The organism is Bacillus sp. FSL K6-2861, assembly GCF_038630725.1.
In the GTDB taxonomy this organism is placed as follows: Bacteria; Bacillota; Bacilli; order Bacillales; family Bacillaceae; genus Bacillus; species Bacillus velezensis.
The window spans coordinates 1,863,055-1,875,635 of sequence record NZ_CP152037.1; the positions used below are offsets into that span (position 1 = coordinate 1,863,055).

The 12,581-nt window shown below is 37.2% G+C and carries 10 protein-coding genes; all 10 read right to left on the minus strand.

The features are described from left to right. Positions 1-9: 9 nt before the first annotated feature. Positions 10-771: a phage tail domain-containing protein gene (locus NYE62_RS08970; RefSeq protein WP_342497389.1), complete on the minus strand. Its 762-nt coding sequence runs from the start codon at positions 769-771 to the stop codon at positions 10-12. A gap of 44 nt (positions 772-815) precedes the next feature. Then, a complete protein-coding gene (locus NYE62_RS08975) occupies positions 816-7,715 on the minus strand; it encodes a phage tail tape measure protein (RefSeq protein WP_342497390.1) in 6,900 nt (2,299 codons plus the stop codon). 63 nt (positions 7,716-7,778) lie between these two features. Beyond that, positions 7,779-8,405, minus strand: a complete 627-nt coding sequence (locus NYE62_RS08980; RefSeq protein ID WP_095353061.1) for a hypothetical protein — start codon at positions 8,403-8,405, stop codon at positions 7,779-7,781. Between the two features lie 610 nt (positions 8,406-9,015). Next, positions 9,016-9,231, minus strand: coding sequence for a hypothetical protein (locus NYE62_RS08985; protein WP_342497391.1), 216 nt, complete (start codon positions 9,229-9,231; stop codon positions 9,016-9,018). A 44-nt stretch (positions 9,232-9,275) separates the two neighbouring features. Continuing rightward, positions 9,276-10,277 carry a site-specific integrase gene (locus tag NYE62_RS08990; protein WP_014472041.1) on the minus strand — a complete coding sequence of 334 codons (1,002 nt, stop codon included), beginning with the start codon at positions 10,275-10,277 and terminating at the stop codon, positions 9,276-9,278. A 13-nt stretch (positions 10,278-10,290) separates the two neighbouring features. Continuing rightward, positions 10,291-10,707, minus strand: coding sequence for a hypothetical protein (locus NYE62_RS08995; protein ID WP_095353064.1), 417 nt, complete (start codon positions 10,705-10,707; stop codon positions 10,291-10,293). Beyond that, a complete protein-coding gene (locus NYE62_RS09000; RefSeq protein WP_069007075.1) occupies positions 10,707-11,192 on the minus strand; it encodes a hypothetical protein in 486 nt (161 codons plus the stop codon). The genes NYE62_RS08995 and NYE62_RS09000 overlap by 1 nt, the downstream gene beginning before the upstream one ends. Before the next feature lie 82 nt (positions 11,193-11,274). Next, a complete protein-coding gene (locus tag NYE62_RS09005; protein ID WP_342497392.1) occupies positions 11,275-12,123 on the minus strand; it encodes a glycerophosphodiester phosphodiesterase family protein in 849 nt (282 codons plus the stop codon). 18 nt (positions 12,124-12,141) lie between these two features. Then, positions 12,142-12,294, minus strand: coding sequence for an XkdX family protein (locus NYE62_RS09010; protein WP_014470095.1), 153 nt, complete (start codon positions 12,292-12,294; stop codon positions 12,142-12,144). After that, entirely contained in the window at positions 12,295-12,570 is a 276-nt protein-coding gene (locus NYE62_RS09015; RefSeq protein ID WP_079891477.1) for a hypothetical protein, read from the minus strand. It abuts the gene before it with no gap. Positions 12,571-12,581 lie beyond the last annotated feature (11 nt).

A 12,581-nucleotide genomic window follows, 5' to 3' on the forward strand; every position in this document is an offset into this window, starting at 1 on the left:
TAACCCCTCCTACAAATACTTGTATCTAAATGAAAATCTTAATTTACAATTGCCTGTAACCTTTAATCTGTTTCTTCCGAAGCCCATTCTCAAGTACTGGTCATTAAAGTCATCATAGCGTTCATTCCCATAAAGATTGGATTCAATGATTTCTTTTTCGCCATTAATTTTTAAGAGTTCCTTATCTTTTAAGTTGCTGAATATGAATGGTTCAGAGAAATCGCTGAGATTTTCGATTTTTATGTCACCATCGCCAGTTTTCAATATTTCTAAAGAGGGGAAGATGTTTACATCGCCTTTATTATGCAACTCAACAATTTCAGAGCCGGAGGATATACCAAATGTATGAGTGATTGCATTTCGGCTATAAGCGTAAGGGGAGTTGCATTTCATAGTTAACCGGACGTAGCCATTACGAGCGGCATTATGAACCAAATCAGATGTATCTACAGGCATTGCATAATAAACGATATCAAGGTTTTGGCTAAACGCAAAAGGCTTGTAATCCTCTACACTTAACCAACGTTTAATTGCTCGTACATTCTTTTCATCAAAGTGATCACCGAGATAAAAATTCAATGGGAATTGCTTAGGTTCCTGTTTAACACCTTCAGTGTAGGGTTCAGGCCGACCCTTTACATAAGTTTCATTAACTGTTCTTGAGCCTAAAAACGGTTCTTCAACCAAGCCTGAATCAGTATTAACATTTGTGACTCCATAGTCACTTGATTTTTCGTCATTAAATAAAAAATAGAGGCTTTCTCTAATCAATTTTTATCACCTCAAAAATAAGAAGAGCCAGCATATTTACTGGCTCATGAGTTGTTGAAATTTATGCCCTTGTTTTTAAGACCATTTGCAAATTTATTGAATACAAAATCAGCTGTTTTCTGAGGATTTCCTGATTCGTTAATGGTGAATTCAACTTTAAAATCATTGTTGTTTATAGTGCCATTTACTGACTTAGCTGCGTCTGGTGGGGAAGAGAGGTTTTGAATGCTCGGTATCAAACTATTAGAAAGACTTGATTGATTAATATTCGGAATTATTGATGGAATAGTGGTGATTCCTTTGTTAATCAAGGCTGCTAATTTCCCATCTTGACCCCATTTAGGCGTCTCTTCACTTGGAGTATTGTTCTCACGTACAGCTTTTACTGTATCCAAGATGTTTGCAGTATCAGTTTTATTAAGGATAAGTTCTTTATCATGAAGGAAAGCGAGTTTACCTGCGCCCAGTCCTGTACCTGTATATCCACCCGATGCAAAAGAGGATACCTTTTTCCCAGTTTTATTACCTTTGGTCACAGTATTCAGGGCATTGGAGGCTTCTTTAAGCTTATCGATAAGGTTATTGGAGATGCTTTTCCCTATGGACTCCATATTGCTGTTAATGAACTTAGAGAATTCATTCAGTTGCTTAGCAATATCAGTAATCTTCCCATCCATTAGCTTTTTCTCAAGTTCCTTAAACCCACGCTCATCATTAACGAGATCATCGTATTTCTTGTTAATTGAATCTTCATCTTTTTGAAGCTGATCTTGTAACGATTCTTTTCGTTTACTGTTTTCACGATCTTTAAGAAACTCATCTAATGCTTCTTGCTGTTCTTGAAGCTGCTTTTCTAAGTCTTTAACCTGTGATTTTGCTTCATCTGAGTCATCGAGAGACAGTTTATTTAGCTTATCTTTGGTTTCCTGAATAGCCTGATTCTTTTCTTTGAGCTCTTTTTGGTATTTAGCCTCATCATCAGTTTTATCGATCTCATCAATCAAGTCTTGTGTTGCTTTTTGGTGCGCTTTTAATTCAATGTCACGCATCTTTTCGTACATCTCTTTATAGATAGAGACAACTTCATCAGCAAGAGATTTGTATACATCTTTGATTGATTTCTTTGTGTTGTAAAGCTCCAGATTGTAATCCTTCTGCTTGTCTTTCCAGTTCTCGATCTCTTCAGTAATTTGTTTCTGAATATCCGGGAACCCTTTAGCAGCTTTCTTTTGTGCTTCCAACTGTTTGATATACTTCTTCGCTTCAGTCTGTTGCTGCTGAATAAGCTTAATCTGTTGGCTATAATACTTAACCTTGTCTTTATCTTCCTCGGTCATGGATATTTTGTTGCTAACATCTTTAAGCTTAGATTCAGTTTTCTTGGTTGATTTCTCAATACCGTTAAGCGTTTGATCAACCTCAGACTGAATGAGCTGTCCTCGAAGTTCTCTTACTTCTTCTTGAAAATTGATGAGATCAATCTTAGCTTGTTTTAATTCCTCAGCAAGCTGTGCTCTTTGAGCGGCATTCAGAGTTTTGTTTGTTTTGATTTCTTTTTCAATAAAAGAAACCTTCTGACTCTGAATCTTTTGCTGTTCAGTTAAAGCTTTTTTCTGATCATTTGTATACTTGCGGAATTCTTTACTGTCGCTCAGATAATGACTAGCGAGCGCCTTGTCTTTTGCGATTCTTACATCGAAATCACCAATACGCTTGTCATATTCATCAAGTTTCGATTGAACGATCTCATATCTGAGCTCTTGTATCTGATCGTTTACTGAGTCAATATCACCTTGGAGGGAGAGGAGGTCGGATTTAGCTTGCGCTATTGCCTGTTGTCGTTCTGCTTCGGCTTGGGATGCATCTGAAATAGATGTACCGACACCTTTTAAATACTTCTCGGGGTCAATAGTCTTTCCGTTTTCCTCAATTTGAAGATGAAGGTGATTTCCTGTTGAATTACCCGTACTGCCAACTTTACCAATGGTCTGGCCAGCTTTAACAGTTTGACCGGCTTTAACAGAAGGGGTATCAAGCATATGCATATACTTAGCAACTTTTCCGTCATCCTGCTGAATGACAACCCAGTTACCGGCAGTTTTACTATAACCAGCTACTTGAACTTTACCACTTTGCAAAGACTTAATTGCAGTACCGGCTTTTGCGGCAAAATCTGTCCCTTTATGTGGGGTGGATCGGTAAGCGCCATCTTGCGCATTATATTTAGAACTTATTCTAAATGAACTGTTCTTCAGATAGTAGCTTGCAACGGATGAATTAGCAGAAGTCATTGACTTGGTGTAGTTGGACATGATCTTCTGAACATAATTCTGTGTTTCCTTGAAAGGAGGGACGCCACCATATTTAATTACATTACCAGGCCCTGCGTTATAAGCAGCAAGTGCTTTCTCAACATTGCCACCAAATTTACTTAGTTGTTGGGCTAAATATTTCGTGCCACCCATAATGCTCTGATAAGGATCATAAACATTGTTTACACCTAAACTCTTAGCTGTGGATGGCATCAACTGCATCAAACCAGCAGCGCCGGCTCCAGAACGAGCTCTTGCATTGAATCCTGATTCTTGCTGAATCACAGCTGCAATTAGCGCTGGATCAACACCATATTTACTTGCGGCAGAATTAATGTAACTGGAGTATTTACCGGAGTAAGACCCGCCACCGGAAGAATAAGAGCCACCAGAAGATGAACCAGAGGAAAGGGAAGAGGTAACTATACCGTATTGTGCAATGTTCCCTGACTTAATTTGGTCCTTGAGGAGTTTGGCTTGCTCCTGCATAAGCTTTTTCTTTTGTTGGAGAGCTTTAATTTCTTTTTGCAGGGCATTTCGATAACTTTGAGAATACTTTGGATAATCGTTTACCTGCTTATTGTACTTTTCAACTTCAGCGTTGACTTTCTCCAGAGCTTCCTTGTATTTATCAGCCACATACATAGATGTTTTAATTTCCTCAGAGGCTTTATCGCTTGAAGAAGAAAGGTCGTCAAGAGATGTTCCTGTTTCGGAAAGGGAAGTTGAAGCCAAATCGGCTAGTTTATCAAGCTCTTTAAGCTGATCGGTGATATCAGTGACCTGGTTTAAATCATCCTGTGTTTTCGGTAGGAACTGCAGCGCACCACTGTTCCCTTTTTTTAGTTCGTCGTATATCTTTTTCTTGTTGTCTTCAAGCTCAGACTTCATTTTATAAGCGTCTTGAACAGTCTTGATAGCCTGAACTTCAGACTTATACATGTTAATCTTTTTATTTAATGCATTAGCTTGATTAATTAAATCTTGTCTTACAGATTGTTGCATATCATTGTAAGCTTTGAGTTTGGTATCTCGAAGCTTAACAACTGCGTTTCTGTTGATTTTTACAACACCATTTTCAACTGAAATTGCATCAGCAAGATCATGTTCTTTCTGAATAAGCTTCATGGCTTCTGTTGCAGATATGCTTTTACCTTCAGACATTTTTTCAAGGAGGTTATTTAAAGGGGAGATGCTGTCAGACATAGTGTCATAAGCTTCATTTTGAATAGCAGATATAGCAGCATCATTTTGCTTCGATTCAACTAAGTCATCGATGATTCCTTTAATTGCTTCAAAATCACCTTTAGCCTCTTTGAGCTTGTCAGATAAATTCCCGACTTGCTCACCTAATGCATCTACACCTTCACCATTTTCATCCCAGGTTACTTTTGCAGTTTTTGCTGAATCATTTGTAGAGTCAATGGCTTCTTTTAAATTGTCATAAGAGAGAACCAAGCCATTATTTTTGTTTTCGCCAGTCATGTATTGATTGACGAGTTCTTCGAGGCTCTTAGATGCGGAAGCAAATCCGTCTTTATCACCAGAATTCAGTGCTTCTTGTATTCTTACCAAGTCATTAGAAACAGTTTTAGAAAAGGAGGTTAGTTCATCAGCACTGAGCTTAGTAAAATCAATTTTGCTAAATGCATCGTTAATGTCTTTCTTTATGTTTGGGTCAATTTTTATTGAGTTATAAGCGTCAACTGTTTTCTGAACTTGTTCCCTTATTTCAATTTGAACACCAGATAGACTTTGACCCAGTCTTTTGGCTTCTTGTTCTGCCTTAACACCTGCATTTTTGTAATCATCATCACTAGAGAAAGGATTCTCCAGGAAAGACCAAACAGATTTACCTTTTGAGTACGTATTTGCCATTTTCTCGTACTGATTGATCTGTTCTCTTAATTTGTCAAATTCTTTGAGCTGGTCTTTGAAATCACTTTTAGTACTTGTTTTGATATCTTCTTTGTTTAATTTGGCTAAGTCTTCGGTGTACTTAATGGCATCCTTTAATGCCTCATTGTTTTTAATAATAGCATTGCCCTGAGAATCATAACCAGAAACCAGCATAGGAAATGTTTGTGCTAATTGTTGTGTTACTTGTAGATATTCTTGTTCTTTTTCAGGTGATAAAGAGCCTGATTCCTTAGCTTTTTGAAGGTCTTGATATTGACTTATTAGTTTGTCAGTTTCATCTTTATTCGTTGTAATTGCTTCAATACTTGTAGACTTTGATTGCTCAAAATCCTCTTTAGCTTGTTTTAGCTTTGAATAAGATGATATAAGTTTTTCAATTACTACCCCAAGACCAACCATTGCAGCCATTGGAAGAAAACTACCCGCTAAGAATGCTCCAGTAGTCATTGCTACTTTTTTAAGCCCGGCTAGGGACGTACTAAACGCAGTTACAATTCTATTCCAAATAACTGTTTTGGCAGACGCAGTAGTTACACCTACAGTTACAGCATTAAAGTTGAGCGCTAAATTCTTAAGAGTGGCTCCCATTGTCATTCCTGAAGTAAGTGCACTTGTACGGAGGGAAGTGTTGAAAAGCATAACTGCAGCTGTAGCGGCTCCTATAACTTGGGGAAGAAGTCCAACTGATTTAGTTATTTGGGCACTTATTTGCATTAAACCTTTAAGCGCATCTGCAAAAACAACAATGCTATCTGATATGAAAGCTTCACTTGAGGCAACCGACATTTCTGTAAATGCATTTGACAACCTGTTTAATCTTGCCTGTAAGCTGTCTGCGTATTTCTGTTGCTCGCTCCATGCACTCCCAGCGGAATTAGCGGCAGTCGTTGCGGCATTCTGGGCAATAGAGAAATTATTCATCATTGCATTAAATCTTGAAAGCTGATAGATACCGGCTACGCCTATTGAGGTATTTTGCTTTTGAGCATCACTCAGAGTGTCCCATTTTTCTGCAACTTCGCCGATAAGGTCACTTGCTGACTTAGCTTCTCCACCCGCAGTCTTTACAGAAATTCCGATCTGTTCTAAGGCTTTAATTGAGCTATCATTGTTTCCAATTCGTGCGAAAATCGTCTTTAATGAGTTACCAACAATGTTTCCTGATTCACGAGTGGTACTTCCAATTGCTGTAGTGTATCCAATTAAATCATTTAATTCAACACCAAAAGTAGAAGCAGTACTTCCTGCTTTTCGAATTGAGTTGGCTAGATCAAGAGTGGTTACAGCATAGTTGTTATCTACTTCATTTAGCTTATCTGCGACTGAAATAGAATCATTAGCTGCAATATTGAAGTTTAACATTGCGGCAGTTAAAGTGTTAACTGTGTCGTCAGGAGTCAAGTCAGAGACGTTTTGAAGTACCTGAGCGGTTTTTGTTAGAGTGGACAGTTCACTTTCATCGAACCCCATTCGCCCGAAATCGCCAGTCATTTGGAGTATGTCAGTGATCTTGTTTGAAAGGGTGTCTCCTAGGTTTATTGATTCCTCGAGTAGCTCATTGTACTTATAATCAGGCTCATTCATCACACGTCTGATGTTTGTCATTAGAGTATCAATTTCAACAGCCTGAGATACCATTTCCTTGAGTCCAGATATAGCGCCGTAGAACAAAGAACCAGAGATTAAATATGTAGACATACTTTTGAAAGCTTGCGTTAGCTCCGCACCAAAAGACGAGGCTTGACTAGCTGCTGCTTGCGCATTTGAAGCCAATTCCCTGTATTGCATGTTCAAGCTTTGCATTTGAGCTCTGATATTGCTTCCGCCGGCACTTACATTAAGGCTATTAACTGCATTGAGGTACTCTTGGATAGCTTGTCTATTTCCAGCGCCCATCGTATCGCCATAACGCGTATTAAGGTTTTGTGCGTTTACCTGCGCTTGGCGTTGATAAAGCTCAATAGTTTTTCGGAGTTCATTATTTTTAGCCACAGCAGCAGACTTATCATCGAGCATTTTAATTCTGTTTTGTAATGCTTCAATTTGTTGTGCTGTTTGAGCAGTATTTAATTTCCGTCCAAGGGAAGAGAGGGTGGTGTCAGTTACAATTCCTTGCTGTCTAAGTTTTTCTAAATCCAGCTTTAATTGTTCAATAGCTTTTCGTTGCTGATCATAATTCGTTGTAACTTTTGCCGTTGTAGCGTTTGTTTTTGGGTCAGTTGTATAGGTAATATCGTCAAAGCCATTGCGGTTCTTTTGAGTAACCCTCGTCGTTTGTCCTTGAGCATTCTTTTGCTCTGTTTTCTTCTGTGCCTGACCAAGCTTTTCTGTCGCTTGAGCAAGCCTGTTAACTTCTTGCGTTTGTTCACGTAATGATTGATTACGATTGTCTATGGTCTTTGTTTCTCGCTGAATGATTTCGCCATTTTTCTTATATTGCTGCGTCAGCTTTTCGACAGTGCCATCGGCATTTCTGGTAACCGTTGTGGTTTCTTTAACTGTTTGATTGAAGGATTTGAGATGTTTTTGATAAGTGTCAACTGCAGAGGAGAAATCGTTGAGAGTCTTTAAAGCAGAGGCATCAATATTGGTCTTTAAATTGAGGGAACGAAGCTTTTTCTCTAGAGATTTAATTTGCTGATTTAACTGTTCGACAGTTTTTGAAGAAGTATCAGCTTTAGGTGTGAGTATGATCTTTAAATTTTGACTCAAATATAGGTCACATCCTTTCGAATAGGGGAGAGTGATTTTTAGGGCATATAAAAAAGCCACTCATTATTGAGCGACTTTGTTTGCTTTCCGTATTGCTATCTCCATAATCCCTTGCCATATTTCAGCCTTTGATAATGCATCTTTAACTTTTGGATCATCCTGTTTAAACCCTTTTACATTTTCTAGGCCAAATTCATCTTTGCTTGGCAGAAAATCAAATCTGTAAATAGGGGAGGAGAAATCATCGAGCTTTAATTTTAAATCAATTTTTTTGAAGTACTTTGTTTCTGTCTTATTAGAAGATAACCCACCAACTAATGCTCCAATACTTCCTGCTGCTAACCCACCAACAACAGCACCTGCTATTTGACTTCCTTTGGACACTTTTGTAACTGTGTTATCATCAATTGAAACCTCAGCTTCAATGATTTTTTCAAAGGGTATAATTTTTTCTTCTAGCTCTCCATTTTGATTGAACATATGGATTGCAAATTTATCTTCTGGTTCAACCAATGTAAGTTTTGTTGTTTTATCTGGATTTAAAATGCCCTTGTACTGAGCAGGGAAGTTCCCGGCAGTTTCAATTTCAACCAACTTTTTTTTCTCAATTTCTTTCTGTTTGTCTGTTCCAAAGTCTCCAATTATAAAAAAAGCAGCAATGATCAATAAAATAACTATTGCCCAGATCATCCAACCACCACCAGTATTATTTTCCTACATTATACCATGATTTCCAAAAGTGTAGAACCAACAAAGGGGAGAGTCACTTTCCTTTTTCGGACTTAATCTGCTCGAGTAACTCTTTAAAATATGTTGCAGTAATAACAATATCCCTATCCTTTCGTACAATGAAAAGTAGGAGAAGGCAAATGGATGTTGCGATTAGAATATACCAAAGCAAATTAAAACTAAACATAATTCTGAGAGATAGTAAGCATGTTCCTATGAGCACACTTCCAACTGTCCACATTTTTGTATGATCGAAGGATGCTTCAATTCGAGTCATACGAGAAATAGCTAAAGTTAAATCTGATGAATTAAGTGATTTCAGGATTTGAAATTTGCGTTTTTGTTCTGAGTAAGGTTCGCCTGAGTGGGGGAATTCCTTTTGTATATATTTGATTAGGTCACGACTATCCATCTGTACTAAATTGTGTTTAAGTATGGTCTTATTCATATTTTTCACCTCTCCATATTATCGTCAAATATGGAAATAAGTTTAAGGTTTTATCCATAAGCAAAACCCCTCAATCGAAGGATTTTGATTCTGCATAAAAGAGGGATTTCATAAAAAGTGTCGCTAAAGCAAATCAATTGATATGTCTCCCAACAAGCTTTTCTTAATCTTTCCGTATTCAAGTTTACCGGTGCTTGCATTGTAAACAAGAACTTTACCGTCACTGATCTTGGATTCATCAATCTGTTTAGACCCGAATTGATTCTTAGCTGCTTTAGTATCAAGCAGCCTAGTTAATTCAGCAACAGCTTCGTTCAATTCATTAATTTGCTGTTGCATATTCTCAATTGAACTTTGGTGAGGATTGAAGAGACTCATAATGTTTACGAGAAGATTTGATTCTTTTCTTCTTTAAAATCACGAAGGTCGTAATGCTTAATTGTTGTAGACACGTCATTATGCTGTGCAACATATTTACTCACGAGCTCAATCTTAATTTTCTTGACTTCAAGAAGGTAAGTAATACAGGAGGCCTTAAAGAGGTGAGGGTTAATGCGGCGACCGAGGATATCAGAAAGAACATCAGAGCAAAAATAGTCAGCCCAACCCTCTGACATTTGTCTTGGTTGGCCACCGTACTGTGTAGTAAATAAATATTCATGGTCATATCCCCGTTGTTCATGCCAAAGCTTCAAATATTCCAGAGCTTCTGTGTTAATCATGTAGTCGAGGGGTTTTCCTTCGCCTTTACCTTTTCCAAGAACTTTGTGAGCCATGACATAAGATTGACCTTCAGGTATCTCATAATTCAGGATTTCGGTTTTAAACTGAATGATTTCAGCTCTTCTGGCACCTACATTAAAGGCAGTAGCTAACCAAGCCATCCCCAAATAGTTTTTATCTTCTTCAAGCACTTTCATCATTGTTCTGTATTCATCGTAAGTAACCTTTACTTTTTCATACGTGGTTGTTTTAGGGATGGCAGGGAGACCTCTTGTGAAGTTCCTGAATGATTTGTAATTATCGTCATCTTCAGCAACAACATTTTCAATGTAGTTATTTAAAGAAGATACTCCAGCCTTTTTTAAAGCTATTCCACTTGAAGACATCCCTCTATTTTTCAGGAAGCTTTGATATCTGATGAAATCCCTTTTGGATATTTTGTAAAGCTTCTTCCCATTCAAGGAATTATGCACCCACCAGAAGAACTGACGAAGAGAGGAGTTGTATTGCTTCCTGGTTTTATCTCGGAATGAGTGGGCATCAAGAAACTCTTGAGTTAAGCTTCTATGCTCGTCATCAACCTGACCCCACATTTCATCCGTGACTTCGGGCAACTTTTCGGCTCTAGAGCGCATCATGTTTTGTTTTATTTCTCTGGCCATTAATACACCACCGTTATTCTGTTTTAATACCACTTGTATTTAAATCTTTTTTCATAGCAGCAACTAATCGTCCATCTTTTAACGATTCAGCGGTATTCTTCATAAATGGGCGAGGTTTTCCATAACCATAACCGTATTTATCTGGATACGTATATCCTTGACCAGTCTCAACAACCGTGGCAACATCCTTACCGTTGTCTTCACGAGTATTGTCTAATGAAATTCCGTTAGATTCGTTTTGAATGACGAAGGAGTCCTTCAAAAGAGACGTACGTTCATATGCAAGAGGGTCGTATGTGTCATATACATCAGATTGCACATGCTCTTGACCCGTTTTAATCATCGTATTTTTTGTGCTGGATTGCTTTTGAACGGCTTGCTTTGCGGCAAATTCAATTAGTGCTGCTATTTCTTTTATGTTCTTGGCCATTATTCAGCCTCTTGTTCATTTTCAATCTCTTCGACCCTATTAAGAATGAGATCATTTATTTCTTCTGGAGATATACTTGAAAGTTTATCTAAATTCTCTTGCATCATCTTTGTTGCTTCTCCAAATTTCTTCATACTTTCTTCAGGGAAGCTACTAATAATCAATGGGAAAAATTCAGAGTCCACAAGCTTAACAAACCACTTAACTTTGTTTTTGATATCACTTGGAATACCCAAGTCTGTAAATTCTTTAATTAGTGAAAAGAATCCCCATTGAACAGGATTTATGCTTTTAAAGTCAATGTTTTTTTCTTGAGCATTTTGTGGATCAGTAATTAATTCAGTAAGCATTTTGGTTAAGCGGGTAGGGGAGAAGTAAGGGTAAATAAAAACATGAACGTCATCTGTAAGTTGTACTCGTTCTTTCTTGTCATATTTACTTACACTTTCTTCGATTAACCCAAGATTTAATTTTTTCGATGCCATCTCATTTCCTCCTTATATATCCTCTGCACACATTAAAAAAGACACCTCAATAGGGGAGAGGTGTCTAAATAAAACTTGTATTTTATTTATAATCTTCTTTTAGAACTTTTTCTGTATAAGCTGGATTATTTGTAAATAGTCCATCAACTTTCAATTTCAGCATTTTGGAAGTAAATGTTCTTTCTTTATCAGTATCAAAAAACACATGTACTTTCATATTGTTATTGTGGACTATCTTAACAAAATCTTTATCAACCAATTTGGCATTAGGACCAACAACGTTAGAATACTTCTTAATTTCATTTAGCTTTGAATTGCTCATATTCTTAACGTCTTTATCTTTTAAAAGTTGAACAAGAGGAACATCGCTGTCAAGCTTATGTAATTTCTTTAGACTTTTGTCACTGAATGATTCTAGAACAACTTTGTTATTAGCGATTAGATTATTTTTAGAGAGTGTGTCAATTAACTTTTTCTCCATTACCAATTTGCCTTTGCTGTTTGTTCTAGTCTCGATATAATAATTTGTTGTTTGTCCAAACTTTTTAATGATTTCTTCAATCGTTAATATCTTTTGTCCTTTTCCAGTACGTAGCTTTTTAATCTGATCTAGTGTAAGATCCTCAACTTCTCCTTTACCGTTTGTGGTTCGATCAACAGTCTTGTCATGGTTTGCAACTAGATGACCGTCTTTGGTTTGTCGTAAATCAATTTCAATGTAGTCTGCTTTGTCTTTTATTGCTCGTTCATAGGAGAGTAGGGTATGTTCTGGCTCAATTTCCGATGCGCCTCTGTGCGCTATCATTAGCGGCTCGTATTTTTTACTGCTTCCTTTCCCATAGCCTAAAGCAGATGAATCAACTTCGTTAAATGAACATCCTCCTAGTATGACTAAAGCAATGGTTAATGTTATAAAATTTAGTATTTTCATAACCTAAAATTATCATATTTAGGTAGTTGGTTCAATATATTTCTTTCCAACAATTTCTTCGTACTGTTCTGGTGTAATTTTGCCTTTGACTACAGCTTGTGCTACACGATATTCATCCCACACACCATTACCGTCGTTGTAATAATCTTTTATAAGTTCATACCAATTCATTTAAAGTACACCGTCCATCATTAGTTGATATGTTAAGTCACTTAATTGTTTTTTAACCTTTTCTACTTCAGATGGCTCGGGATCAAGTGGTTTTAAACTGTCAATGTATTCTTCTGATGCAGACTCCACCCACTTTTTTGTTTTAGGGGTGAACTTTGGAATATAAAGACCATCAGAAGGAGCAATAGGTGTGCAATTATTGGGAAGCGGACTACCGTCTTCAAGTACAACAGGGGATTCGTAAATATAATTTTCGTCATATTTGTATACTTGCATCATAATATTCT